Source organism: Paenibacillus oleatilyticus (genome assembly GCF_018998565.1).
GTDB lineage: Bacteria > Bacillota > Bacilli > Paenibacillales > NBRC-103111 > Paenibacillus_G > Paenibacillus_G oleatilyticus.
This window is the reverse complement of record NZ_JAHNZO010000042.1, coordinates 1-24,543: the sequence shown is the minus strand read 5'-3', so window position 1 is coordinate 24,543 and position 24,543 is coordinate 1. Positions and strand designations below refer to the sequence as shown.

The window sequence follows — 24,543 nt, the reverse complement described above, 5'->3', positions numbered from 1 at the left end:
AACATCCCTCTCTTTTATTGTGAACGCTAACATTTTAACGCAACAAAAAAACCCGCATATGCCGTCCGATTTCGTGTTTCAAACCCGCTCTCGCAGGTGGGTGTCCGCAGAATCGGTTTTGAAGTCCCTTTTCGAGGGCATGACAGCCGCGATTCAATGTAGGTCTCCCTAGAAACAGTCATTGGTTCAAAACAACTGTAAAACCGAAACGCACATCGCAGGATTTTGTTGTATTCTTATTATAGTCCACTCTAGGGTGAAAGTAAACCTTTGCGCCGCTCTTCTTGTTGGAACCGGGGGAAAATTACGAATTATCCGCCTTGCGCTCCGATTCGGCCGCCTCCGGATTATCGGCAATTTCCGTCTGCTGACGCTGCTGTTCCGCTTCTTTCTCGGCCAGCTCCTGCTGCTTCTCCTGCAGCTTTCCGAATATGAGATTAAAGTGCCAAAACGATACGACTGCGATCAAGCTGCCCATAAAAAAAGGAATCAGGAACGTAAACATGTTAAAGCTGACATACAGGACGATGCCGTTCAACACGATCATCGACAGCGATCGCACCGGATTGCCGATCGTAATCAGCAGCGCATTTTTGACGATTTGCAAAATCTTCATGTGCAGATGCGACAAGATCGAGAAGAAATGGAACAACGAAATGATCAACAGCACGGTGAGCGATAGTACCAGAAAACGTAAAATGCCAAAGGCTCCCGTTTGATTCCCATAAAACTGGAAATTGGTGTACAGAATGGCGCCGATGAGAATATAAATCAGACCGCCAAGCAAGCTTTGGACGAAATTATCCTTGTAGCCGCGGAAAAACGTCTTGAACAGCGGCACATCCTCTTCCCCGGTCAACCACTTGCGAGCCACGCTGAACATCGCTGTCGTCGACGGAAAGATGGTGAATGGCGCGACAATGGCCATCAATATAAGCGTTTGCAGTGCTTGATCTGCCGATTGAGACTGCAAAAAAACGAGCCCCAGGAAAAAGAAAGGAATGGCACATATGACCCATAATACGTTAATAACCGATAGTCTCATGATCCATTCGGAAATACGGTAAAACCCACCCATGATTCCTCGAAATTCCAAATCCTATGCCCTCCTTCATCTGTATTGCTTTATTATAGCCTATTTCATTCCATCTAGGTAGCCGTCCATACATAATGATGCAAAGAACATATGCTATAAGTACCAACCGCAATAAGCCCCCCGGTCATCCCGTTATCTACGTGCAGCGGAAATGTCCATGGGCAAGCAAGGGATACCCGCGCCCGGATGCCGAGGAGCTCTACTTGCACATGAGAACCGTTATCCGTCCGGATAACGCTTTCTTCTGGTGGTAAAATACAGGAAGGAGGCTGGTTACCATGGGTGGTTTCGCAGGAGGAGGATGGTGGACTTCCACTGCCGTTATTTTGGTTCTGTTTATTCTGCTGGTCATCGTTAGCCGCAGCTTATTTATCTAATCGTTCCTTAATTAGGAAATGGCAGGCATGCGTGAGTTGCGTGCACAGCCTGCCTTTTTCTGTCACAAAAAAAGAAGCAAGCCCGCCGAAGTTGGCGCGCTTGCTTCTTGTTCGTTACACGAGTGTTTCTTCGTTCGAGCGGTTGGAGGAACGGGAGTACCCTCCGCGATTGTCACGGTCCGAACGGCCGCGGTCGCGGTCGCGTCCGCCGTCACGGTATCCGCCGCCGTCGCGACGGTTGCGGTCACCGCCACGATAGCCGCCGCGGTCGCCGCCGTAAGGACGATCGTTGCGGCGCGCGCCGCCGGCCGTACCGTAAGAACCCGACGGTCTGCGTCCGTTGCTGCGGATGTCCGGTCTTCTTTTCTTCGCACGGATCGGATCTTCCGGTGTCAATTCGATTTCGATATCTTTCTTCTCGCCGGTAAGCAGCTTGAACGCCGCAGCCAGAAGATGTACGGAATCGTGCTGCTCCAGCAAGGAAATCGCAAGACCTTTAAATTGATTGTGGTCGTCGCTTTGCATCGCTTCCAGCACGCGCTCTGCCGTCATTTTTTGCTTGCCTTCGATGGCTTCCGCCAGGCTCGGCATCGGCTTGCGGGAAATTTTGTGACGCGTAATTTTCTCGATAAAATGCAGGTGGTCGATCTCGCGCGGCGTAACGAACGTATAGGCTGCGCCTTCCTTGCCCGCACGACCGGTACGGCCGATCCGGTGCACATAGCTTTCCGGATCCTGCGGCAGGTCGAAGTTGATGACGTGGGTAACGCCCGATACGTCCAAACCGCGAGCCGCTACGTCGGTTGCAACGAGTACGTCGATGCTTCCGTCGCGGAATTTGCGCATCACGTTGTCACGCTGATTTTGGGACAAGTCCCCATGCAGACCTTCTGCGGTATAGCCGCGCTTCTGCAGTGCTTCGGAAAGCTCGTCGACCCGGCGCTTCGTCCGGCCGAAGATGATCGCAAGGTCCGGCGCTTCCATGTCGATCAAGCGGCAGAGCGCTTCAAATTTCTGGCGCTCATGAAGCTCGATATACGATTGATCGATCAGCGGCGCGCTAACTTGCTTCGGAATGACGGATACGTGCTCCGGATTGCTCAAAAACTGCTGAGCCAGCTTCTGAATGTTGATCGGCATCGTCGCCGAGAACAGCATCGTTTGACGCTCATCCGGCACAAGCTTCAGGATCGATTGGATGTCCTCCATGAAGCCCATGTCGAGCATTTCATCAGCCTCGTCCAAAATAACGGTTTGCACATCGTCCAGCTTAATGGTTTTACGGTTGATGTGGTCGAGCAGACGGCCCGGCGTACCGATGATGATTTGCGGCTTTTTACGCAGCGCGCGAATTTGCTTTACGATATCTTGACCGCCGTAAATCGGCAGGGAGCGAATGCCCTTGAAGCGTCCCAGCTTCTCGATCTCTTCCGCTACCTGGATTGCCAATTCACGTGTGGGGCACATGATCAAAGCGACGATACGCTCTTCTTTGATATCGATTTTGTTAATGAGCGGAATACCGAATGCCGCGGTTTTCCCTGTTCCCGTTTGCGCTTGGCCGATAAGGTCGCGTCCCTCCATCGCTACCGGAATGGCTTTTTCCTGGATCGGCGTCGACTCCTCGAAGCCCATTTCCGTAATTGCGCGAAGTACCTTTGGCTCTAAGCCGAATTCACTGAAAGTTTTCAAATGATTTCAATCTCCTTTGTTCTAGGGTTCTTCTTTTGTCTATACCCTTAAGTGCGCTCCTATCTTCTATTTTTAATCTCTTCATGAAACACCTTCCAAGCCGTGTCAATATGAACAGTCAAGGCCGTACTTAAGAATATCTTTAGTAGTATACCATATCCTGATGCCATATTCCAGAATTGTTCAAACTTGAAACCCAAATTCGCCGAATATCGTATATAATAATTATATTCGTCGATTTTGAAAAGGAGCGAAATGCCCATGTCCATATGGAAACGAGTCGGTTCAATTATTAAAAGCAACAATCCGGAGCCGGAAGTGAAGCCAACGAATCCGCTGGAGGAAACGATGGTCGGCGATATTCTTAACGTAGACCTTGAAGAATATGTCGTATCCGGGAAGGCCGTTTATTTTGACCGCGGGTTTGCGCCGCACCGCTTTGCATATTATCTGCAAAACGGCAAGCATATATCATGTCTGCTTGTGGAAAAAGGGCGCACGTACGAATGTTTTTTATGCGAATTTGTGGAAGGCTCGCTTGACGATCCGAACGACGTGCCGTCCGTGCTCGACGTTGGCGGCGAAGTAACGTACCATATGGAGCATAACCGCACGGATACGGTGCGTGTCGAAGGGAACACCGATTTCCGCGCAGGAGACGAGGTCATGTTCTGGCGCTATTTCGGTTCGGAGAACCGTTACTTCTTCCTGCAATGGCAGGACGGAAAGTATGTCGCCATGGAGGGCTCCCCGACACCGGCGGGACAAATTAAATTTATGAAGGGCACTCGATGACCGTTAGTCCTCATTTCCTAATCGGATTTATAAACAGCTTGAAACGGAGGTGACCGCCGCATGATCAACAAATTATCCAAATGGATTGCCATCCTGCTGGTATTCACGTTGCTGGCCGCTTGCGGCGACGCCGGCAACTACATTAAAGACAACTATTCGTTAATTGACGTTCAAGGGCAAGGAAAAAGCACGGCTAAAATATATTCCGTCGCGGGAAAAGACGTTCCGACCGTCGCCAAAGAAATCGCAGACAAGGAAAAGCCGACCGAAATGAGCAAGGATTCGGAAGAACGGATGTTCCTGGTCTACGACAATAAAATCGTCAACGTACAGAAGGACCCGAACACCGAAGGAACTACCTTGGTCGAGGTCGATTCTATCCAATACGCCAAAGAAAACTATAGCTCCTCGTTCCTTCAGGGCTATGTTGCGGCAACGCTGCTGCAATCCCTGTTCGGCGGCGGATGGTTCAACAATAGCCGCGGTTCGGGCTACGATTACAAGGGGTACACGTCAAGCAAACGTTATAACGATTACGGCAGGTATCAATCCGTCCCATACCCGGGTTCGGCCGGCTCGACAGGCTCGACGACCAAGCCGCAACCTTCGACGTCCGACCGTAAAGGAAGCTTTAGCACGACGCCGTCGAATCCGCAGACCACGACGCCGTCCAATTCCCAAAGTACCACACCGTCGAATCCACAGACCGGCACACCGCCGAAGAGTAATTCGTCCGTAGGAGATTCGGCCAGAAAGAGCGACGGCTCGAAACCGACTTATAAGACGCCTTCCTCCGGTTCCTCGAAACCGAGCACCAGCTCGCGTTCCGGATCGTTCAAGCGCAAATAAAACCGCCAAGCTTTCCCTTAATCAAGGGAAGCTTGGCTCTTTTTCGGCTTTCGGGGTTCAAAACCATCAAAACGCTTCATACTAAAAGCATGCGGGAGGTGCATTCATGTTTCAGCTTCAACGTTCCTGGACCGGTTCTTTAATCGCCTGTCTTCTCGGCGCGGCTCTGATCGCGTCGAGCTTCAACCTGTTCTTGATTCCCCATCAATTGCTCAGCGGCGGCATTTCGGGCGTATCCATGCTGGTCGGTTATTTTACGGATTGGAATATTTCGCTCTTGTTTCTTATCTTTAATGCGCCGCTGCTGATCTGGGGACTGCTGACGCTTGGGCGCAAATTTATTATTTTGAGCGTCGTCTCGGTTGTATTGACCACTTGGTTCATGCAGCTGATCCCTACAATGACCGTCAGCAAAGATTTAATCATCTCTTCCGTTGCCGGAGGCGTGCTGGTCGGGCTTGGAACCGGCATTTCGATGCGGGTGGGTGGATCGACCGGCGGCTTTGACATCATCGCTTCCATCCTCACGCGCAAACGGGATTTTTCGCTTGGCACGTCTCTGTTCGGTCTGAACGGCATTGTGATCGTGGCGCTCGGCTTGTTCAAAAACAACTGGGATCTGGCCCTGTACTCCATGCTGTCCATGTTCATTACAGGCAAAGTCATCGATACGATTCATATCCGGCACTTGAAAGTAACCGTCTTCATCGTCACCAAGAAAAAGGATCTGCTCCTAAAAAAAATGCAGAAGCTCAAGCGCGGCGTCACGGTCATCGATACCGAAGGAGCATATACGAAGGAAGCGCAGCATATGCTGATGACGGTAACGACACGCTACGAATTGAACGAACTGCAAAACCTGGTGCGCCAATGGGATCCGCAGGCTTTCGTCAATATCACCGAGACCGTAGGCGTTATGGGCTTGTTCCGCCGCTCCGACCGGAACGAACCCGGCAATTAAGCAAAATTTCCGGTACATAGACATTCAGAAATATGCTATAATTGAGGAGTAATTTCATACCATTTTTCCAAGGCTTAACCTGAATTACTCGTAAGTCCTGATCTCTAAACAACAGATGACGGGAAGGGTGATGCTTGTGGAAACCGTAAAGTTGGCAACCATTGTCATGAGACTGACGCCGGAGCTGTATCCATTCCTCAAGAAACGCGAGCTCGAATCGGAGATCGTGCTGCGCAACGGACTGGAAGCTCTCGAAACAGAGGATGCCATGGAAATTATTCAATACAGCATTTCAGAACATCAAAAGGACGCCTTTCTTCATTGAAGGAGTAAAGCGTCATAACATGTATAAGACCGCTCTTCGGCCGCCGTACGGTGGCAGGAAGAGCGGTCTTGTGTTATGCCCCTATTCGGAAGGCAATTGCAAACCGCGGGACAAGCTGCGGTATTCCGTGGGCGCGATGCCGACCGATTTTTTGAAGTTTTTGGATAGATGGAACAGGTCGTGAAAGCCTGTCGCCTGCGCCACCTCGCCGATGGTCATGTCGGTCGAACCGATCAGCTGCTTCGCTTTTTCGAGCCGGCGCTCATAGATGTACGTCATCGGCGTCGTCCCGAGCTGGCGCTTGAAGAAGCGCACAAAATAATTCGGATGGTGATGCACGATGTCGGCCAGCTCCGCAATCGTCATCTCCTCGGCCAAGTGCGCGTCAATGTAGTCCAGCACCTCGCCAAGCTTGCTGTGACGGAATGATAGCCCTGCCTGCTCCTCCTGTCTCAACACCGCCTGCTCCAGATAGCAGGCAATGACGCCGAGGAGCGCAGCCTCGACCCGGATTGACCTAGCCGGTCCTTTCTTCGCGCTATGCTCGTCCGCCAGCCTCTCGAACAAGGCAATCGCTTCGGAGGGCTTCGGCGCCGTCAAACAATAGGGCAGCTTAAACAACGAAAACAACCCTGTCCAATTCAAGTCGGACGTAAAATGGCACCAGTACATCGTATACGTCCGGGCCGGATCGGTAACCGAGAACGATTGCACCAGCCCTGCCGGAGCAAAAACGAGCTGCCCCGGCCGGGGAAACAGCTCCTGCCCGCCGACCGCCATCCGCCCTTCCCCTTCGCAGATGTAATAAATTTTGCTGTACGCGGGGGTGAACGGCTTTTGAATCCAGTCGGGATTGCATTTGCTCCGTCTTGCATTGAGCAATTCCGTCTTCATATCCGTCAGCAAATGGCTGAGCAGCGAAAAATCCGGTTCGTTGTTTGACATCGCAGCACCTCGAAGAGCTTAACTTGACGGTTCGACAAAAAGGTTAATTTCGTACAAATAAGCGTTAACCGCATCCATAGGGATTATATCATATGCCGGGTACAATGGGAGTAAGCAACGCGGTAGCGACGAACCGCGAACGGATGGAGGCTTCTCGATGATCAAACGGGACATGTACATGGATAATGCGGAAGCGGAAGCGGCCGACCAGACGAACCCGCCCTTGCTGCAGGAAGAGCTGCAGGACCACAGGCTGGCTTGGTGGCGGGAGGCGCGCTTCGGGATGTTCATCCACTGGGGATTGTATTCGCTGCTTGGCGGCGTCTGGAAGGGCCGGTCAGTGCCGGGTGCCTACGGAGAGCACATTATGCTGCGCGGGCAAATTCCGGTGAAGGAATACGAGCGTCTCGCGGAATCGTTCAACCCGGTCCGCTTCGATGCGGAGGCCTGGGTGCGTGCGGCCAAGAATGCCGGTATGAAATATATCGTGATCACGGCGAAGCATCACGATGGCTTTGCTTTGTACGATTCGGCCGCAGACGATTTCAATATCGTCAAGCGCTCCCCTTTCGGCCGTGACCCGATGAAGGAATTAGCCGAGGCCTGCCGCAAGGAAGGAATCAAGCTGTGCTTCTATTACTCCCACTCGATGGACTGGCATCACCCCGATTCCCAGGGCAACACGCATGACTATCCGAACAATATCGGGGCATGGGACTCTTTGGAATCGTGGGTGAACGATGAGGACAAATTTGCGCGGTATGAGCGGTATTTGGAGGAAAAGGCATTTCCGCAAGTCCGGGAGCTGCTGACCGGCTACGGCGATGTCGCCATCGTATGGTTCGATTGCGGGCATAAGGTGACCGACGAGCAGGGCCAAAGATTTGTCGATACGGTCCGCAGCCTGCAGCCGGATTGTCTGGTGAACCGCCGCGTGCGCCGGGACGGCTTCGGAGATTACGGCAATTCCGGCGACAATCAGCTGCACATCCGGATTAACCGCAACGACTGGGAATCGATCCACACGATGAATGATTCATGGGGCTACAAGAAAACGGATCACAACTGGAAATCCGCTACCAGCATTCTCCACAACATGAGCGACGTGTTCAGCTTGAACGGCAACTATTTGCTGAACGTAGGTCCGACACCGGAAGGCGAATTCGACGAACCGTCAAAGCATATTTTGCGGGAAATCGGACAATGGATGAAAACGAACGGCGAGAGCGTGTATGGTACGACCGGAAGCCCGATCGGCAAGCCTCAGTGGGGGCGCTGCACGACAAAGGACGGGCTCCTCTATCTGCACGTATTCGAATGGCCTGCGAGCGGGCAGCTGATCGTTCCGGGGCTGCGCAACGACGTTCTAAGCGCGTACCTGCTGGCCGAGCCGCAGCGGCGCCCGCTCGCCCATCGCCGCTTGAACGGCGAAGATGTGCTGATCGAGGTGCCTGCCGAGCCGCTTGACCCGAATGTCACCGTAGTCGTTGTCGAATTCGAAGGAGCGATTGACGCCAATCCGGTGAAACGGCTGCTGGAACGCGATTATGTCAACCGGTTCGGCGCCTTCGACGGCGACATCCAAGGTAGCGAACTGCGTTACGATACCGGCAAAAGAGACCGCGACGTCGTAACGAACTGGATCAATCCTACCGATTCGATCGAGTGGACGTTTCGCGCAGAGACGCCTGGAGCCTGCCGGGTTACGATCGTCTACGGAGCGGCGGAAGGCGAAGCCGGTGGAACGTATCGCGTAGAGCTGTGCGGCCAGCGGCTTCAAGGGTCGGTGCAGCCGACGGGCGGCTGGTACGATTTCGGAAGCACCGAGCTTGGAACGGTCCGCATTCCCGGGCCGGGCATCTATACGCTAACGGTCAAGCCGGATGCGATAACCGGCACGACGCTGATGAATTTGAAAGAAGTGCGGCTTACCTTCGTTGACAAACTCGAGGCCTGATTTATCTTCTTAAAATTTTTTTAGGACTATCCTAAAATCGTTGTCTTTTTGTAACAAAAATGTGTTATAGTACAATTAAATAAATGGTATGATTAGATCATACCATTTCGGAGGTGTACTTACACTATGGGAGCATTATCCCCTTGGCACATCATTTTGATCGCTCTCGTCGCTCTGCTTTTGTTCGGACCGAACAAGCTTCCGGAGCTCGGACGCGGTTTCGGCAAAATGTTCCGCGAATTTAAAGATGCAACGTCAGGCAACGGCGGCCGTTCCGACGATAATCCTCCGGAGCCCGAAGCCCCGAAAAAAGAATTGGCGGCTCCAGCGGCTTCGTCGGCAAGCGAACCCGTTCAGCCGACAGCGAATAAATAATTCCATTATGACGAAACCATCTGTCCGATCAGGCCGGATGGTTTTTTTTGCGGTAATATGCATGTGTACCGAGCAGCAGCACCGATGCGATGCAAGCCATCCCCGCTCCCATGTAATACATGTATGAGCCGCCCCATTCATCCTTGATCCAGCCTCCGACCGAACCGCCGGCAATACCAGCAAGCCCCAGAAACACCATAGACAGCATCGACTGGCCCGTAGATTGCAGCTCTTGCGGCACGAGCCGGACGACATATTGCACCGAAACAATCCAAAAGGCGGCGAACGTCATACAGTGCGTCGCTTGTAATAACATAAGTACCGACGGGTCCGATACCCAGCCATATAACAACCAGCGGATCGTGTACAGCACCGCGACGATCCCCAGCAGCGCCAGCTCGTGAAACCGGTGCATATAGCGGCCGAGCAGCGCGAAGGTCGGAATTTCCGCCCCGGCCGCAAGCGCCCAAGCCCACCCGGCCATCGAATCCGTGGCCCCCAAATCCTTCAAGTACAGGACGAACAGCCCGTCATTCATCCGGTGCGGCACCATGAGTATGAAGACCAGCAGCAGAAACCACAAGAACGGCTTGTTTCCGAACAAGCTGCCCAGCGCCTTGAGAGAAATGCGCTCCCCCGTTCCTTTCTCGTCCTTAAGAAATACGAGCAGCACGAAAGGCAGCACCCAGATGCTCCAATACACATAAGGAATGCTGTTCATCCCGCCTAAAGCGTCCAATACATAGCCGGACGATAGCGCCAACAGCGTAAATCCCATCGATCCCCACATCCGGATCGAACCGTAGCTTTTCCCCGCTTGCAGCGCGGATTTAATCGACACCGTGTCGAGCAGCGGCACTGACGATTGCATGAAAAAATACAGCAGCAGCGTAAAGAGCAGCGCGAGGGTGTACCCGCTCGTCTCGAAAATGCCGATGCTCGACAATACCGTCATGACCCACAGCCCGAAGATAATCAGCTTTAGCGTCTGGTAACGATCGCTCAAATAGCCCCAAATCGGCTGGGCGAAGATCGTCACAAACGGCCCGATCATCATCAGCAGTCCGATCTGTGAGGAAGAGTAGCCTTTTCCTTCGAAGTAAATGGGCAGAAACGGCAAGAGGACGGCAGTGGTCGCATAGTAGGAAAAGTTTAGTCCCCGCAGCGTCCAGATTTGTTTGTTCATCCGGATATCGGTCCTTTTTGGATGTGTCGTTTAAAATCTATCAAAGCTCTCTATCGGATTACCGACTCTTTTATTATAATGATAGATATCAAACTAGCAAGGAGAGACTGATCCATGGAACTTTTATTGGCCGCGTTCCTCATGGCCTGGGGGGGCGTCAGCGCCGATCATCCCGATGCGACATTCGAGCAGGTGGCCCAAGCTTCAATCGATTCCAAAACTGCCGTCGCCCAGCAGCCTTCCCCCGACGGGAATCTGTTCGACCGGCTGACTCCGGTAGACAAGAAGGACCCGCAGAAAGATGCGCCGAAGGTCAAAGGCATTTACGTCACGGCGCACAGCGCAGGCGGCTCACGTATGAATACGCTGCTGAAGCTGATGGACGATACCGAGTTGAATTCGATGGTCATCGACCTGAAGGACGACTGGGGGTACATAACGTACGATACCGGCAATCCCGAACTGAATGCGATGGACACGACGCAAAAAATTATTACCGACATGCCGAAGCTGATGAGCACGCTGCAGGAGCACAAGGTATACCCGATTGCCCGCATCGTCGTATTCAAAGATACCGTACTGGCAAAAAAACGGCCTGATCTGTCTTTTGTAAACCCGGACGGCTCCCTCTGGGGCAATGGCAAAAATCCGCCGGACAGCTTCGTGAACCCGTACAAGAAAGAAGTATGGGACTACAACATTGCGATTGCGAAGGAAGCGGCCAAGGCGGGCTTCAAGGAAATCCAGTTCGATTACGTCCGGTTCCCGGAAGGCTTCGAGAAGCGGGCCGATACACTGAAGTACGACAAAGACGAGCGCTCCCGCATCGAAGCGGTTGCCGAATTCGTGAAGTACGCCCGGGAGCAGCTCACCCCCTTGGGAGTCCGGATATCGGTTGATATCTTCGGCTACGCCGCTTCCGTACCGGCTGCTGAAGGCATCGGCCAAGACTTCCAGAAAATATCCCAGAACGTCGACGTCATCTGCCCGATGATTTATCCGAGCCACTATTCGAACGGTTGGTTCGGAGCCAAGGTGCCGGATGCCGCGCCGTACGTAACGATCAACGGGGCCATGAAGGATACCGCCAAGAAGCTTGACCCGCTGCAATCTCTGAAGCCGGTCGTCCGGCCTTGGATTCAAGATTTCACCGCCACCTGGGTACCCGGTCACGTCCGTTACGGCAAAAAAGAGATCGAAGAGCAAATCCGTGCGCTGAAAGATAACGGCACCGAAGAGTTCCTGCTATGGAACGCCGTCAATACGTACACGCCGGATGTCGATTACAAGTAAAAGCTTCGTCTGCCAGATAAGCGAAAAGCCCGCTTCCTTCCACATCGAAAGGAGCGGGCTTTTACATTTGTAAAAATAGATCAGGCCGTGCCGCTGCTGCGGCTTTGCACGCCCAGATTCGGGAGCTGCCAGTCGATCTCCACGCTGCCGATGCTCCGCAGAAAATCGTTAACCTGCGAGAACGGCCGACTGCCGAAAAAGCCGCGATGCGCCGATAGCGGGCTCGGATGAACAGACCGAACGATGAAGTGGCGCCGCTCGGTAATCAATTGCATTTTTTGCTGGGCCGGGCTTCCCCAGAGTACGAACACGATCGGCTTCTCCCGCTCGTTCAACAACGAAATGACACGGTCGGTGAACGTCTCCCAGCCTTGCCCTTTGTGCGAATGCGCTTCGCCCTGCCGCACGGTAAGCACCGTGTTCAGCAGCAGCACGCCCTGCTCGGCCCATGGCACCAGGCAGCCGTTATCCGGGATCGAGCAGCCAAGGTCGCTTTGCAGCTCCTTGAAAATATTTTGCAGCGAAGGCGGTGCCGGGATTCCAGGCTTGACCGAGAAACTGAGTCCGTGAGCTTGTCCCGGGCCATGATACGGGTCCTGTCCGAGAATGACCACTTTGGTATCCGCATAAGAAGTATAATGAAGGGCATTGAAAATATCGTGCATATCCGGGTATACCGTACGCGTGGCATACTCCTGCTTCAAAAACGATCTCAGTTGGTGATAATAAGGCGCCTGAAACTGGTCTTCCAGCAAAGGAGCCCAGTCATTTTGCAATATCGCCGCCACGGCGATCCCACTCCCCTTTCATTCCCGATTATTTCCGCAACGTCGAAATCATTTGTGCGAAATAGCCGACGGTCTTCAGCACGCGCTCCCGCGTCTTCGCATCTTCAGGCTCGCCCTCCAGCGTAAAGCTGCGCTGCGCTCCGCCGATGGAGATCCATTCCGGGCAGTTGATGCCGTGCAGGTTGCGCACGATCGTCTGCAGCTGCTGCAGCGAGCTGACGCCGACGGCTCCCCCGGCCGAGCTGACCGACAGTGTCACCTTGCCGTCGAAGTGATCGAAGCCGGTAAAATCGAGCGCGTTCTTCAGGACGCCCGACACGCTCCCGTGATATTCCGGCGTCGCCAGCACGATGCCGTCGGCTTCCAACAAACGCTGTCTCAGCTCAACGATATTCGCATCCGTCTGATCGAGGTCCCCGTTGTAGAACGGCAGCGGCTTCTCATACAAATCGAACAGCGTAACCTGACACTGCTTCTCTTCCAGCAGCTTCGCAATATATCGGCACAGCTGCGTGCTCGTGGCCTCTTTACGGTTGCTTCCCGCAATAATCGTAATTTTCATCGTTTGACTGCTCCTTTGCTTCCTATAATGTTCACTGCTCTTTGCTTTCAATGACATAGTCCTGCGCCTATGAGCGCTCGCTTTCATGACAACGCGGACGGGCCGCTCCTGCAATTCGACTTCCAGCTTATATATGTACACCGCAGTTGTCTCCCACTTCAATGAAATGGGCCGCTCCCCCATCCTACCGAAATCGGCGGGAAGAAGCAAGTGCCGAAGGAGCGATGGCGCTTCGCGATTAGAATGAATTAGAGACAAATTAAAGATTTGAAGAAGCAAAACAAAATGCATAATATGGAAATATAAACCATGATATCACGGAGGGAAAGCAATGAATTCATTTGTGAAAAAGGCAAAAGCATGGTGTCTGTCTCTTTTAGGTTGTTCCGTCCTGTTAGCCGGGGCAGCAGGGCTCACTACCGAAGCCCAGGCTTCCTCAAATCTGCAAATGAGATCCGTATTGGTCTATACGGGCTCGAACCAACCGGAGTACAAGACCGAGGATATTGTCAATTTATCTAAAGGCGCGGACCATTTCTTTATCGTAACGACCAAAACGACGGCAGCTTCAGCGGATGTAACGGATTTCGCCAATCAGGCCAATAAAATCGTCACAGCCAATCCTCAAGCCAAGCTTTGGATCTCCACCCCGTCACGAAACTCGAAGAGCAGCGCAGACACATACGATGACTCCATCACCGGATTTCTTGATGCAGTTAAAAAGGCCATCGGACAAGCCAACTGGGACAAGTATGTGAAAGGTGTCTATATCAACTTCGAAAACATTTATTTGGACGGACCCGACACCGGCACGAAATATACCGGAGCGAACTGGACCAAAACGCTGCAAAGCAACATGAACGATAACACCGTAGTCAAAACGATGAGGTCGATCAAGCAATGGGCCAAAAACAACGGCAGCCTCAATGTGGCATGGGCTCCTTATGTCACCCCTCATAACGATCAATTGAAACGCCTTGCTTACGTCATTAACGAAAATATCGCCGATGTCGTTTTGCTTCAGCCGCATTACTATTTTGACGGAAACAAAGTACCGCTGCTGGTTGTGGACAAAAGCATAGCAAACGGGTACTTGAGCTACACGGACGGCAAGCCGATTATTCCTGCCAACGATAGTTATATCAAGCTCCGAAGCGCAAACATCGGCGTCGACATGGAAATCGACGGTGACGCAAGCAAGTCCGATAGATATAACTTATACAAGGAATATGAAACGACCTTCCGCAAACATAGCAATAAGCCGTTTACTTATTACATGGGCAGCGCTACGCAGATGAACTACAAGTCATACGCCGGAAAACAGCTTTGGGAGCATATGGTCGAGTTTTATACTTCACTGTAGCGTCCGCGAGCATGTCTATGCCTTGTTCCTCCGGCAGCAATTCGCTACAATACAACTAATGTACTTCGTCATCATAGGAGGGGGAAGTCTTTGCTTGCCATCGGAACCAAGGCTCCGGCATTTGCCGCAGAAAGCACGCAGGGTACGGTCCGCCTAGCCGATCATTTGGGGAAACGGCCGATCGTGCTTATTTTTTATCCGAAGGACAACACGCCCATCTGCACGAAGCAGCTTTGCGCCGTTCGAGATTCCAAAGCCCAGTATGCCGATTATGATGCGCTGGTGCTGGGCGTCAATCCCGGTTCGCTCGAGGAGCATCGGCAGTTCTCGCAAAAGTTCGGCTACGATTTTCCGCTTGTCACCGATTCCGGAGAGACGATCCGCCAGCTGTACGATGTGGGCCAGACGTTATTCGGTCTGCTTGGGCAGCAGCGCATCGTCTATGTCATCAGCCGGGACGGCACGATCCGGTATGCGGCAAGAGGAAACCGTCCTACCGCTGAAATTGTGGCCGTGTTAGCCCAGACTCGGAATAAGTCCTAACGTATGAAAAAACATGCAGCCTTCCGCCCACGGAAGACTGCATGTTTTTTGTGCTTTTATTGGGATAACCGTTTCGAAAGCTCGTATAATTCCATATTGAATTGTTTTTTGGTATGCACAACTTTATCAATATCGGTCGCAACAAGCTCGCCTTTGACCATTCCGCATGCCTTGCCGGAATCTCCTGCGATCAGTCGGCGTACGGCGAAATCGCCGAGGCTGCTCGCCAGAATCCGGTCGTTGTGCGTAGGCGTACCGCCCCGCTGAATATGTCCAAGCACGGTCACCCGCGGCTCGATTCCGTTGCGCTTCATAATTTCCGCCGAGATATTTTCCCCTTTGCCTACGCCCTCGGCCACGATAATGATACTGTGACGCTTTCCTTGGGAGAAGTTTTCCGTCATGCGATTGGCGATTTCGTCCAGATCGTACGGCACCTCGGGCACCAGAATCGTCTCCGCTCCGCTGGCCAGGCCGGCATAGAGGGCGATATCTCCACAGTGGCGGCCCATGACCTCGACAATGGACGAGCGTTCATGAGAGCTCATCGTATCCCGAATCTTATTGATCGCATCCACAACGATGCTGACCGCCGTATCAAACCCGATGGTGAAATCGGTGAACGGGATGTCGTTATCGATCGTTCCCGGCAGTCCCATCGTTTTAATCCCGAGCTTGCTCAGCTTGTTCGCGCCTTGATAAGAGCCGTCCCCGCCGATGACGACGAGCCCGTCGATTCCGCGCTTGCGCAGGTTGTCCGCAGCGAGCTGCTGCCCTTCCGGCGTAACGAACTCCTTACAGCGTGCCGTTTGCAGAATCGTTCCGCCGCGCTGAATGATGTCGCCGACGCTCCGCAGGTCCATCTCGCGGATGTCGTCGTTGATCAGCCCCGAGTAACCGCGCTGCACGGCGAATACTTCAAGACCGTGATACAAGCCGCTGCGCACGACGGCGCGAACGGCCGCGTTCATCCCCTGGGAATCGCCGCCGCTCGTGAGTACCGCAATTTTTTTTACAGACATGGTGGTTCCTCCTCGTCATCTTGACTGTCTCTTTAATTGTATATAGAATCAAGAGGTTTTGCGGATCCAAATACTGTTAATGAAGAAAAACAAGCGCATCAGCGGACTGTCCTTCATCAACTTCCGGGATATCGTCTTCACTTGCCGCTGCTTGCTGACTTTAGGATCAGACAAGTACAGCGCCAGCAGTCCTTCGATAATCATCCGGTGAAATCCCGGATGCTCGAGCTGTTCCGACTTGCTCTTCGCCTCCTCTACAATGAAGGCGATGCGTTCGACGGTCCGATCCATATTATCGTAGTAGCTGCAGAAATTAAGATCGCCGCCGGCCAGATCTTCCTCTTGGTCTATCAAATAATCAAGCAAAATGTGAAGTCCGCAAATGTACGGAAAATACGCCTCGTGAATTTGCCGGACCGTTTCCGGCTGCAGCTTCGGATCGGAAGCAGCCAAAAACAACATGAAAACGCCAAGCGTCGATCCCGTAGCGGCGGCAAATTCATTCCACGCCACCGCCGGAAACCGTCCCCGGTGCTTCTCCCACCAAGACAGCAGCGCATCCTCGCGCAGCTCCCTGTGAATGTGCTTATACACCTGCAGATCGCAGTACAGACCGACAAGCTCGCGCACCGAATCCGCTGCAAGCGGATAAGAGGGCAACAGCCGGAGGCTGGCTTGACATGTCTTGACCAGCTCGTTCAAATAACCAGCGTCGTCCTTCTCTTCCCGGAATTCGTAATAATCGTGCAGCGGCTCCGCCGGATCGACCGCATCGAGCATCGATTGATGCAGACGCCGAAAATCTTCGGGATCGAGCGAAGTGCTCCGGTCGCACAAGTTATCCAAATAATCGCTGATCGTCTGGAAAGCGACGATCAGGGGAATAAGCACATGGCGCATGGGCAGATTCGCGACGGCGTAGACCGAGCCGCCTTCGCAGTGGAACTGCTTGCTGGTCATGCTGGCGATCGCCTGCTTTCGGAGCTCGGGATCGGGCATCGCTTCGGCTTTCTCCCGCCAGTGGCGAAGCTGCTCCCGCACCTCCGGCAGCGCATAGCGATACACGCGCAGCATAAGTCCAATCGGGCGTTGGGGCACATCGGCTGACGAATTACGGCGACTCAAGCAACGTTCCTCCGCCTCCGCTTTGGACATAGCCGTATTCGAGAAGCAGGCGCATCTCAAGCCATTGGATATGCTTCAAGAGCTCCTCAGCCTGCTCGTCCCGTATCCGGGTGACGTGCCGCTCGACCAGCTCGTTAAACGCGCAGGGATCCCAACCGGACCCGGATGCCCACTCCTCCAGCCGTTCCCTGTACGCCGTATTATTAATGCCCTGCAGGTCTGCCGTCCGCACGTAACCGTAGGCCCGCTCGGCGAGCTCCGCATAAATCGGCAGGCTGCGCGCCATGCGAAACCAATAGGCGGCGTTAGGATAATCGCCTTCCATCCGGTGCATGATTCCGTGCCAGTAGCTGCCGGCGGGATTATGAATTTCCTGGGATAGCGCATGCGACTTCTCCAGGCTCTCGTTAAACAAATGCAGCCCCGCTTTTACCGTGAGCGCATAGGCTTTCCGTTCCCCTTCGAAGGCGTCCAGCGACAGCTTTCCGATCTTGATATCGGCCAAGTCGTCGAGCTCTTCGTCGGGATACAGCGAAGGTTTATGCGACGTCAGCTGCGCTGCGAGTCTGTTTAGACTATCGGTCCAACTCAAGCTTACAACCTCCTTCTGCGTAGCGTGTTGCCAATCCATAGCTCTTTGCATGCATCGGGGTTCCCCCCATTATATTCGGTAATGGGCCGCGCCATCAGTGATGAACCGCACGATCCGGCATGTCCTGATGAACCCGAAACCATAAGTGCAGCTCGTTGATCGTGCTGGCCAGATCGGCGATTTCGCTGTTTAAGCGGCAGGACGTCGGAAAATGCTCTTCCACATTGAGCTGCTCCTGCTTCGCGATGATGACCCGTTCCAATTGCTTGATCCGATCGGGAATGCCGCCGCGGATTTCTTCCCAGCGCAGAAGCATCTCCGCTTGTTCCTGCTGGCTGTAGTCTTCAAAGTCCTGTTCAAGACGGGGCAGCGGAATGCCGAGACGTTCGTCGAGTTCAAACGCGTATGTCATCTCCGTTTCCACCTTTCTCACCTTTTCTCGATTATGCAAAAGGGACGCACCGTTTGATCGATCCGTTTTATCTATATAAATGTATCACGAACGATGAGCCGCTTCCAGTAGGTACGTAAATTTTTCTCCCTTGACTCCCCTATCCATGTTATAATGTTTGGCATGTGAAAAGAGGGAAGTCAACATGAACGATCTGGGGCAAACCCGCATTACGTTTCGGCAGCTGCTTGCCTTCTTTGTTCCCCTCGGAATGTCGGCGAGCCTTGTAACGATCTCCCATGTCATCATTAACAGCACGCTGGCGCGCGCGGCCTCTCCCGAGATTGTCATCGCAAGCTACGCCCTGCCGATGAGCATTCTGGGCATTACCGAGAGACCGGCGGTGCTGCTGCGGCAGACGTGCTCCGCTTTGGTGCGCGACCGCCTCTCGTTCCGCGCTTTGACAGCGGTCAGCCTTTATGTTCTCGGGGCCATCTTCCTCATCGGCGCATTCATCAGCTACACCCCCGTCGGACCGTGGGTGTTTTTGCGTTTGTTCGGGGTCGACGCCGCGATGGTCGAGCCGATGGTGGAGGTGTACCGCGTCTTGATGTTCGTCAGCATTTTTTCGGGAATCCGCTGCATGTTTCACGGCGTTATTATTTACAATATGCGGACCAAATGGCTGACGATCGGCATGGCGATCCGGCTTGCCGGAATGTATGCGCTCTCGCTTTATTTTATACGGACGGGCGTCACCAGCGGAACGGTCGGCGCAGTCATCTTCCTGACGGGCATGGTCATCGAAGCCGCCGTGAGCTTCTGGGAAGGCAGGGCTTTGTTAAAAGACGAAATTCCGGAGAAGCAGCCGGACCATCCGATCGAGAAGCCTTCGCAGGTGTTCCGGTTTTACCGGCCGCTGCTGTTCTCATCGGTTATCGCGGTCATTTCGGGACCGGCGATCAACGCCTTTCTCGGAAAAACGACGGACTTGAAGCTCGCCATCGCCTCGTTTGCGATCGCCGCCAGCCTCACGAACCTGGTGCAAAGCTTTTTCTCGTACATACATCAGATTGTGCTGAACTTTTACCGCAAGGATGCGGCTTCCGTGGTCCGCTTCACCCTGCTGTTCTCGCTCATCCCGAGCCTACTGATCGCCTTGCTCGCTTATACGCCGGCCGGCCCGTGGTTCATGCAGCACGTGATGGGTGTTAACGAGCGCTTGATGCTGGCAAGCCTGTCGACGCTCCGCGTCTTTATGCTGATGACGCTCGTGTTCCCGTGGCTCGATTTCGGCAACGGGCTGCTGATGCTGCGCAGTCAGACCAAGGTGATGGTCTGGTCTCAGGCCGCAAACGTGTGCGTTACGCTGCTGGTTCTTGTGCTGTGCGTCGCCCGGACTCCGGGCTGGAACGGCATGATCGGCGCCCTGGCCCAATCGTTCGGCGTCGCGGCGGAAGCGGCGGTCGTCTGGGCCGTGCTGCGCTCGGCTCTGCGGGCGGACCATGCCATTCCAAAGCCGCTGCCGGCTGCGAACCGAAAACCTAACGAATCGAGTGAAAGCGTATGAGTATGTCCAAACCTCCGCGCAACGAGGTCGTGCTGCGCAGCTTTACGTTTACGTATTACATGACGATGGCCGTGATCACGTCATTCTTTCCTTTATACTTCCAATCGAAAGGCTTTTCCACGCTGCAAATCGGACTTTTGTATTCGGTCGGCCCGATGATCGGCATCTTCTCAAACTTATTTTGGGGTTTGGCCAGCGACAAGGTCCGCAGCGTGAAAAAGATTTTGAACGTCATTTTTATCGGGCAGCTGCTGATGGCAGCCTGGACGTTCCACACCGATACGTTCGGGCTTCTGATGGTGTTGATGGCCGCCTTCTTCTTTTTCCAGTCGCCGACGACCTCGCTGACCGACAGCTTGATTCTGCTTACGGTGAGCCGCAACGGCAAAAGCTACGCGTCCTTCCGCGTATGGGGCTCGATCGGCTTCGCCTTCGCCGCCCTCGTGTTCGGCCAGCTGCTCAAAAGCTACGGTGCGGGTCTGACCGTGGCGCTGTGCCTCGGCACGATTGCCTGCTCCCTACTGCTGTCGTTCCTGCTTACGGATACGCGGGACGCCAACGTGAAAAAGCCGGACTTTTCCGGGCTTCTCCCGATCGTTGGCTCCCGGTCGTTTCTCGCGTTCCTGCTTACGGTACTGACGGTGTCCATCGCCCACCGGATGAATGACGGCTTCCTCGCGCTGTTCTTGCAGCGGCTCGGCGGAGACCAATCCGTCGTCGGCTGGTCGTGGATGATGTCGGCGCTCAGCGAAATTCCGGTGTTCTTCCTGCTCAGCAAATACGGGCACAAGCTGAAGGAGCTGCCGCTGCTGGCGCTCTGCTGTCTGGCTTATGCCGTACGTTTCCTGCTCATGAGCCTGGTGGATAACCCGATGTGGGTCATTGCCATTCAGATGATGCATTCGATCACGTTCGGCGTGTTTTTGTTTACGACCATCCGGTATATTCAGAGCGTGGTCCCCGATCATTTTCGGGCCAGCGGCCAGGCGGTGTTCGCGATTACTTGGTCCGGGCTGGCCGGGCTGCTCAGCGGCACGATCGGCGGTTGGGTGTTCAATAGCTGGAGCCCACATGCCATGTATGCGGTCGGCTCCGTACTCTCGTTCGTCGCCATGCTCGGATTTCTTGCCCTGTACGCCAAAGCGAAAAACGTTGCGGCAGGGGCACAGCAAGATTCATTGCAATAGCTGCAGGACTGGCCGCCGTGGCAAACGTCTATTACCAAGCGGACGTTCCGGCGGCTTTTTTTTGCCCGCGACTCTTAAAGTTTTCTTAACTTTTCCTCTTTTTCCACTTCTGAATGGAACGGTCGTCTATACTGAATGAGAAAAATTCAACAACGGAGGGGTTATGTGCTTGCGGTAGAACATTTGTCACACAGCTTTCGCAGCGGCAGCGAGAACACGCCTGTCCTGCACGAAATTAACTTCCGGGTGGACAAAGGAGAAATGGTCGCCCTGCTCGGCAGCTCCGGCTCGGGAAAGTCAACGCTGCTGAACCTGATGGCCGGCTTGATGAAGCCGACGTCCGGTAGCATCCTGATCAGCGGCCGGGCGATCGAGAAAATGAGCGAGAACCAGCTTGCGGAATTCCGCCGGACACATATCGGCTTTATTTTTCAATCGTACGAATTGATTCCGCACTTGACCGTCCGCGAGAACGTCGAGCTGCCGCTTGTTTTTCAAGGCCTGCGCGGCAAGCATCGCCGGGAGCAAGCCGTGTCGCTGCTCACCAAGGTCGGCCTCGGGGAAAAGACTGAGATGTTCCCCTCGCAGCTGTCCGGCGGTCAGCAGCAGCGGGTCAGTATCGCCCGTTCGCTCATTACGCAACCGGCTATTGTGTTCGCGGACGAGCCGACCGGGAACCTCGATACGAAGACGGAGAAAGAAATTATCGATCTGCTGATCGAATTGAACCGGACGCTCGGCATCACCTTCGTTATCGTTACCCACGAGCTGGAGGTCGCGAAGCGAACCCGGAGGGTCATTCAACTGCGCGACGGGTATTTGGTCGAAGATGGCGCATGGGCAGGTGACGCCGAATGAAGCTGCTCGATTATTTTAAGCTCGGCTGGGATCAGCTCAAACGGCGCGTCGTCGTCACCCTGTTGTGTACGATGGGCATTGCCATCGGCTCGGCTTCCATCGTGGTCGCCCTCTCCTTCGGAGAGTCGATCAACCAATACAGCCGGACGCAGATGAGCCTATACCTGAAATCGGACGAGATTACGGTAACCAGCGGCGGCCGCGCCGAAGGAGCCGATCCGAACGATCCGAACAGCGCGAAGCCTTACGAGCTTACGAAAGCCAAGATCGGCATGATGCGCACATTCCCATATATTAAGGCACTGGCTACATACCGGACATTAAACCAGTTCGAATTTGAAGTGGACAGCAAAAAAGGCTATATCGACCAAATCTTCGCCACCGAGCTGGACACGCTGCCCGCTTTCGGCTATGAACTGCAGCAAGGCGGGCCTTCGGAGCAGGAAAATACGATTATTTTAAGCTACGGGGCGACGATGGGGCTGTTCGACAGCCAAATCTCCAAAGCCCGCCAGCAGCAGCTTCAGAGCATGAGCGAACGCGATGCCCGGAATGCTTGGCGGGAACAGCGATATATCGCGTATCCCGTATATCAGAAGCAAATCGTGCTGAAGCCGCAAATTTTCCGCTCGAACGATGTCGGGGAAACGGTGGACATCCAAATTCCCGTCCGGGTCGTCGGCATCCTCAAGAAGCCGGAGGGCGTTCCCGACGATATGCTGATTCATCAGAAGACGGCGTTCGTATCGCCGGCACTCGGCAAGCGGCTTCAGGAAGCGATCATTCAAATGAATGGCGGCAAGGTCAAGGAAGATAAGAACTCCTCGCAGACGGCCGAGTATAACGAGGTCAAAATTAAGGTGGACAGCAGCGCCCATGTCAAAGAGCTGGAATCGCTGCTCAAGAAGCTGAAGCTCACCGTGCAGACGAATCTTCACCGCGAGGAAAGCATGCAGAACGAGCTGCTCATCGTCCGGCTGATCTTCGGCGGCGCCGGGGTCTTTATTTTATTCGTCGCCTCGATCTCGATCATCGTCGCCATGACGATGTCGACCTATCAGCGCAGACGGCAAATCGGCATCATGAAAGTGCTGGGCGCCAATCTAAGCCAAATCCGCAACATGTTTATGGTCGAATCGGCGCTGCTCGGGCTGCTCGGGGGCCTGGTGGGCATTTTGGTGTCGTATTGGGTCATTTGGGGGATCAATATCGCCATCATGCAGTTTACACCTCCAAGAGCGGGATCTCAGGCGGAAATTTTATTTATTAGTCCCTGGATCCTGCCGGTCGGTCTGTTCTTCGCCATCATGACCGGCGTACTGTCCGGCATTTATCCGGCCATCAAAGCGTCGCGCACGGATGCGCTGACCGCCATCAAACGAGACTAACAGTTTAGGAGTTATGCAGCTATGAAAAAAAGAACATGGTTCGCCGCCGTAGGCGCGGTGCTTGTCATCGGCATTACGGGGCTGTTATATTGGCAAAGCCGGCCGCAGAATGCGTCCCGTCCGGCGGTTTCGCAAACAACGAACGCATTGAAATTCAAAGCCGCTCGTGAGGATTTGACCAACATTGTCGAAGTGAAAGGAAAGTCTTCCTACCAGAAGGAGACGTACATCAACGCTCCGTTCGGCGCCTACGTCGCGGCGTGGTCCGTCAAGGACGGCTCTCAAGTGGCCAAAGGCGACGTGCTGTTCCGGCTTGACGACACGGAGCTCCGCAACGAAATCGCCCAGCTTCAAGCGAATGCCAAGAAGCAGGAAATGGACATACGGTTGAATCAATTTCAGGAAAAAACCGGCATCGCCGATGCGGACACCGAGGGCATTACCGAAACGGACGCCAAAAAGCGCTTTGCCGCGTCGGAAAGCCGCAAAATGCAAAACGAGATTACGCAAGTGAACCTTGAGCATACCCGTACGCAGCTTGCGGAGAAAACGAAGAAGCTGCAAGCCGCCGGCTTTGCGGCGCCGGAAAACGGCATTTTCCTGTTCGAGGGCACCAAGGAGCCGAAGTCAGTGAAAGATAACGAGCGGATCGGCAAAATCGTCGATCTGACGAAGCTGCAGCTAATTTGCAATGTCGGCGAATACGACTTGTTCCGCATCAAGGAAGGCATGGATGTCGAGGTGCGCGTCGACGCGCTGAAGGACGTCAAGCTGAAGGGTAAGGTCGAGCGTTTGTCCAAATTCGCCAAGGCCGGCACCGGCAGCAGCAGCGAGTCCTCGAACACGACGGCCGCCCAGTTCGAGGTTACGATTTCCCTGGAGCCGAACGAACGGCTGATTGCCGGACTCAGCTTGACCGCCTCGATCCAAACGGATAAGAAAAGCGGCGCGCTGGTCGTGCCGACGCTGACGATTAATCGGGATAAAAATGACTACTACGTCATGGTCGAAGCCGCTGACGGCAGCTTGGAGAAACGCATCGTCAAAATCGGCCTGGAGACGCCGGAAAAGACGGAAGTGCTGAGCGGGCTGAATGAAGGCGAATCCGTCGTGCTTCAATAATTCCCCCCCCAACCGTACCTTCGGGTACGGTCAAAGTGTTGAGAAAGTGGGCTTTTACGAAAATAGAGATGCAAACGGAGGTGGGGTATCCGCTGGAGAAGCGGTAGCGGCCGCCTTTGTCTTCGGGAAATGTCCGCTCTAAGCGGCTTCTAATCAAATTTCCCGAGGACCCGGGGTCCCC

25 protein-coding genes and 1 other RNA gene are annotated in these 24,543 nt (G+C 53.9%); 15 read left to right on the top strand and 11 right to left on the bottom strand.

The features are described from left to right. Nucleotides 1–45: 45 nt before the first annotated feature. A non-coding RNA gene (ssrS, locus tag KQX66_RS33445) (6S RNA) lies at nucleotides 46–227 on the bottom strand. A gap of 77 nt (nucleotides 228–304) precedes the next feature. After that, the gene (locus tag KQX66_RS33440) at nucleotides 305–1,096 is read right to left on the bottom strand and encodes a YesL family protein (protein WP_216797895.1); all 792 of its coding nucleotides are present in this window, start codon (nucleotides 1,094–1,096) and stop codon (nucleotides 305–307) included. Nucleotides 1,097–1,374: 278 nt separating this feature from the next. On the opposite strand from KQX66_RS33440, the gene KQX66_RS33435 reads away from it, so the two are divergent. Then, nucleotides 1,375–1,473, top strand: coding sequence for a sporulation protein YjcZ (locus tag KQX66_RS33435; protein WP_216797894.1), 99 nt, complete (start codon nucleotides 1,375–1,377; stop codon nucleotides 1,471–1,473). 114 nt (nucleotides 1,474–1,587) lie between these two features. Here the strand turns inward: KQX66_RS33435 and cshA are convergent, their stop codons facing one another. Continuing rightward, nucleotides 1,588–3,165, bottom strand: a complete 1,578-nt coding sequence (cshA, locus tag KQX66_RS33430; RefSeq protein ID WP_216797893.1) for a degradosome RNA helicase CshA — start codon at nucleotides 3,163–3,165, stop codon at nucleotides 1,588–1,590. Nucleotides 3,166–3,426: 261 nt separating this feature from the next. Here cshA and KQX66_RS33425 point away from each other — a divergent pair, with 261 nt between their 5' ends. The 4 genes from KQX66_RS33425 (at nucleotide 3,427) to KQX66_RS33410 (ending at nucleotide 6,095) form a co-directional block, all read left to right on the top strand. Next, on the top strand, nucleotides 3,427–3,960 hold the full coding sequence (locus KQX66_RS33425) for a DUF4178 domain-containing protein (protein ID WP_216797892.1): 534 nt from the start codon (nucleotides 3,427–3,429) through the stop codon (nucleotides 3,958–3,960). 60 nt (nucleotides 3,961–4,020) lie between these two features. Continuing rightward, on the top strand, nucleotides 4,021–4,809 hold the full coding sequence (locus tag KQX66_RS33420; RefSeq protein WP_216797891.1) for a DUF4247 domain-containing protein: 789 nt from the start codon (nucleotides 4,021–4,023) through the stop codon (nucleotides 4,807–4,809). A gap of 106 nt (nucleotides 4,810–4,915) precedes the next feature. Then, entirely contained in the window at nucleotides 4,916–5,770 is an 855-nt protein-coding gene (locus tag KQX66_RS33415) for a YitT family protein (RefSeq protein WP_216797890.1), read from the top strand. A gap of 130 nt (nucleotides 5,771–5,900) precedes the next feature. Next, the gene (locus KQX66_RS33410; protein ID WP_036680096.1) at nucleotides 5,901–6,095 is read left to right on the top strand and encodes a hypothetical protein; all 195 of its coding nucleotides are present in this window, start codon (nucleotides 5,901–5,903) and stop codon (nucleotides 6,093–6,095) included. An 81-nt stretch (nucleotides 6,096–6,176) separates the two neighbouring features. Here the strand turns inward: KQX66_RS33410 and KQX66_RS33405 are convergent, their stop codons facing one another. Further along, entirely contained in the window at nucleotides 6,177–7,040 is an 864-nt protein-coding gene (locus KQX66_RS33405) for an AraC family transcriptional regulator (RefSeq protein WP_216797889.1), read from the bottom strand. Nucleotides 7,041–7,197: 157 nt separating this feature from the next. Here KQX66_RS33405 and KQX66_RS33400 point away from each other — a divergent pair, with 157 nt between their 5' ends. Beyond that, nucleotides 7,198–8,997 carry an alpha-L-fucosidase gene (locus KQX66_RS33400; protein WP_216797888.1) on the top strand — a complete coding sequence of 600 codons (1,800 nt, stop codon included), beginning with the start codon at nucleotides 7,198–7,200 and terminating at the stop codon, nucleotides 8,995–8,997. A gap of 126 nt (nucleotides 8,998–9,123) precedes the next feature. Continuing rightward, nucleotides 9,124–9,372: a twin-arginine translocase TatA/TatE family subunit gene (gene tatA / locus KQX66_RS33395; RefSeq protein ID WP_054973572.1), complete on the top strand. Its 249-nt coding sequence runs from the start codon at nucleotides 9,124–9,126 to the stop codon at nucleotides 9,370–9,372. A 28-nt stretch (nucleotides 9,373–9,400) separates the two neighbouring features. Here tatA and KQX66_RS33390 read toward each other — a convergent pair whose 3' ends face one another. Continuing rightward, a complete protein-coding gene (locus tag KQX66_RS33390; protein WP_216797887.1) occupies nucleotides 9,401–10,558 on the bottom strand; it encodes an MFS transporter in 1,158 nt (385 codons plus the stop codon). A gap of 114 nt (nucleotides 10,559–10,672) precedes the next feature. On the opposite strand from KQX66_RS33390, the gene KQX66_RS33385 reads away from it, so the two are divergent. After that, nucleotides 10,673–11,851, top strand: a complete 1,179-nt coding sequence (locus KQX66_RS33385; protein WP_216797886.1) for a putative glycoside hydrolase — start codon at nucleotides 10,673–10,675, stop codon at nucleotides 11,849–11,851. Between the two features lie 80 nt (nucleotides 11,852–11,931). Here KQX66_RS33385 and KQX66_RS33380 read toward each other — a convergent pair whose 3' ends face one another. Together KQX66_RS33380 and KQX66_RS33375 are read right to left on the bottom strand one after the other, a co-directional pair. Next, complete coding sequence (locus KQX66_RS33380) at nucleotides 11,932–12,639, bottom strand: uracil-DNA glycosylase (RefSeq protein ID WP_216797885.1); 708 nt, start codon at nucleotides 12,637–12,639, stop codon at nucleotides 11,932–11,934. A 28-nt stretch (nucleotides 12,640–12,667) separates the two neighbouring features. Beyond that, a complete protein-coding gene (locus tag KQX66_RS33375; RefSeq protein WP_216797884.1) occupies nucleotides 12,668–13,201 on the bottom strand; it encodes an NADPH-dependent FMN reductase in 534 nt (177 codons plus the stop codon). A 331-nt stretch (nucleotides 13,202–13,532) separates the two neighbouring features. Between KQX66_RS33375 and KQX66_RS33370 the strand changes: the two genes are divergently transcribed. Both KQX66_RS33370 and KQX66_RS33365 read left to right on the top strand, forming a co-directional pair. Further along, nucleotides 13,533–14,564 carry a DUF4855 domain-containing protein gene (locus KQX66_RS33370; RefSeq protein WP_216797883.1) on the top strand — a complete coding sequence of 344 codons (1,032 nt, stop codon included), beginning with the start codon at nucleotides 13,533–13,535 and terminating at the stop codon, nucleotides 14,562–14,564. 90 nt (nucleotides 14,565–14,654) lie between these two features. Beyond that, nucleotides 14,655–15,107: a peroxiredoxin gene (locus tag KQX66_RS33365; protein WP_216797882.1), complete on the top strand. Its 453-nt coding sequence runs from the start codon at nucleotides 14,655–14,657 to the stop codon at nucleotides 15,105–15,107. Nucleotides 15,108–15,163: 56 nt separating this feature from the next. On the opposite strand, the gene pfkA is transcribed toward KQX66_RS33365, so the two are convergent. The 4 genes from pfkA to KQX66_RS33345 all read right to left on the bottom strand — a co-directional run bounded on the left by pfkA (nucleotide 15,164) and on the right by KQX66_RS33345 (nucleotide 18,258). Then, nucleotides 15,164–16,129 (bottom strand): 6-phosphofructokinase, encoded by a 966-nt coding sequence (gene pfkA / locus KQX66_RS33360; RefSeq protein WP_216797881.1) that lies wholly within the window; start codon nucleotides 16,127–16,129, stop codon nucleotides 15,164–15,166. A gap of 48 nt (nucleotides 16,130–16,177) precedes the next feature. Beyond that, nucleotides 16,178–17,203, bottom strand: coding sequence for a tetraprenyl-beta-curcumene synthase family protein (locus KQX66_RS33355; protein WP_193394549.1), 1,026 nt, complete (start codon nucleotides 17,201–17,203; stop codon nucleotides 16,178–16,180). A 37-nt stretch (nucleotides 17,204–17,240) separates the two neighbouring features. Further along, nucleotides 17,241–17,846 carry a hypothetical protein gene (locus KQX66_RS33350; protein ID WP_216797868.1) on the bottom strand — a complete coding sequence of 202 codons (606 nt, stop codon included), beginning with the start codon at nucleotides 17,844–17,846 and terminating at the stop codon, nucleotides 17,241–17,243. A 94-nt stretch (nucleotides 17,847–17,940) separates the two neighbouring features. Further along, nucleotides 17,941–18,258, bottom strand: coding sequence for a hypothetical protein (locus KQX66_RS33345; RefSeq protein WP_216797866.1), 318 nt, complete (start codon nucleotides 18,256–18,258; stop codon nucleotides 17,941–17,943). A 184-nt stretch (nucleotides 18,259–18,442) separates the two neighbouring features. Between KQX66_RS33345 and KQX66_RS33340 the strand changes: the two genes are divergently transcribed. The 5 genes from KQX66_RS33340 to KQX66_RS33320 all read left to right on the top strand — a co-directional run bounded on the left by KQX66_RS33340 (nucleotide 18,443) and on the right by KQX66_RS33320 (nucleotide 24,362). Continuing rightward, on the top strand, nucleotides 18,443–19,807 hold the full coding sequence (locus KQX66_RS33340; protein ID WP_216797865.1) for a multi antimicrobial extrusion protein MatE: 1,365 nt from the start codon (nucleotides 18,443–18,445) through the stop codon (nucleotides 19,805–19,807). Next, a complete protein-coding gene (locus KQX66_RS33335) occupies nucleotides 19,804–20,994 on the top strand; it encodes an MFS transporter (protein WP_216797864.1) in 1,191 nt (396 codons plus the stop codon). Before KQX66_RS33340 ends, KQX66_RS33335 begins: the two co-directional genes overlap by 4 nt. A gap of 165 nt (nucleotides 20,995–21,159) precedes the next feature. Next, nucleotides 21,160–21,852, top strand: a complete 693-nt coding sequence (locus KQX66_RS33330) for an ABC transporter ATP-binding protein (RefSeq protein WP_216797863.1) — start codon at nucleotides 21,160–21,162, stop codon at nucleotides 21,850–21,852. Further along, nucleotides 21,849–23,240 carry an ABC transporter permease gene (locus KQX66_RS33325; RefSeq protein WP_216797861.1) on the top strand — a complete coding sequence of 464 codons (1,392 nt, stop codon included), beginning with the start codon at nucleotides 21,849–21,851 and terminating at the stop codon, nucleotides 23,238–23,240. The genes KQX66_RS33330 and KQX66_RS33325 overlap by 4 nt, the downstream gene beginning before the upstream one ends. Nucleotides 23,241–23,261: 21 nt before the next feature. Continuing rightward, nucleotides 23,262–24,362, top strand: coding sequence for an efflux RND transporter periplasmic adaptor subunit (locus KQX66_RS33320; protein WP_216797859.1), 1,101 nt, complete (start codon nucleotides 23,262–23,264; stop codon nucleotides 24,360–24,362). Nucleotides 24,363–24,543 lie beyond the last annotated feature (181 nt).

Coding starts and splice junctions, on each gene's coding strand:
- KQX66_RS33435 (WP_216797894.1), top strand. CDS start 1,375: ATGGGTGGTTTCGCAGGAGGAGGATGGTGGACTTCCACTGCCGTTATT.
- KQX66_RS33425 (WP_216797892.1), top strand. CDS start 3,427: ATGTCCATATGGAAACGAGTCGGTTCAATTATTAAAAGCAACAATCCG.
- KQX66_RS33420 (WP_216797891.1), top strand. CDS start 4,021: ATGATCAACAAATTATCCAAATGGATTGCCATCCTGCTGGTATTCACG.
- KQX66_RS33415 (WP_216797890.1), top strand. CDS start 4,916: ATGTTTCAGCTTCAACGTTCCTGGACCGGTTCTTTAATCGCCTGTCTT.
- KQX66_RS33410 (WP_036680096.1), top strand. CDS start 5,901: ATGCTTGTGGAAACCGTAAAGTTGGCAACCATTGTCATGAGACTGACG.
- KQX66_RS33405 (WP_216797889.1), bottom strand. CDS start 7,040: ATGTCAAACAACGAACCGGATTTTTCGCTGCTCAGCCATTTGCTGACG.
- KQX66_RS33400 (WP_216797888.1), top strand. CDS start 7,198: ATGATCAAACGGGACATGTACATGGATAATGCGGAAGCGGAAGCGGCC.
- tatA (WP_054973572.1), top strand. CDS start 9,124: ATGGGAGCATTATCCCCTTGGCACATCATTTTGATCGCTCTCGTCGCT.
- KQX66_RS33390 (WP_216797887.1), bottom strand. CDS start 10,558: ATGAACAAACAAATCTGGACGCTGCGGGGACTAAACTTTTCCTACTAT.
- KQX66_RS33385 (WP_216797886.1), top strand. CDS start 10,673: ATGGAACTTTTATTGGCCGCGTTCCTCATGGCCTGGGGGGGCGTCAGC.
- KQX66_RS33375 (WP_216797884.1), bottom strand. CDS start 13,201: ATGAAAATTACGATTATTGCGGGAAGCAACCGTAAAGAGGCCACGAGC.
- KQX66_RS33370 (WP_216797883.1), top strand. CDS start 13,533: ATGAATTCATTTGTGAAAAAGGCAAAAGCATGGTGTCTGTCTCTTTTA.
- pfkA (WP_216797881.1), bottom strand. CDS start 16,129: ATGTCTGTAAAAAAAATTGCGGTACTCACGAGCGGCGGCGATTCCCAG.
- KQX66_RS33355 (WP_193394549.1), bottom strand. CDS start 17,203: ATGCTGCGCGTGTATCGCTATGCGCTGCCGGAGGTGCGGGAGCAGCTT.
- KQX66_RS33345 (WP_216797866.1), bottom strand. CDS start 18,258: ATGACATACGCGTTTGAACTCGACGAACGTCTCGGCATTCCGCTGCCC.
- KQX66_RS33340 (WP_216797865.1), top strand. CDS start 18,443: ATGAACGATCTGGGGCAAACCCGCATTACGTTTCGGCAGCTGCTTGCC.
- KQX66_RS33335 (WP_216797864.1), top strand. CDS start 19,804: ATGAGTATGTCCAAACCTCCGCGCAACGAGGTCGTGCTGCGCAGCTTT.
- KQX66_RS33325 (WP_216797861.1), top strand. CDS start 21,849: ATGAAGCTGCTCGATTATTTTAAGCTCGGCTGGGATCAGCTCAAACGG.
- KQX66_RS33320 (WP_216797859.1), top strand. CDS start 23,262: ATGAAAAAAAGAACATGGTTCGCCGCCGTAGGCGCGGTGCTTGTCATC.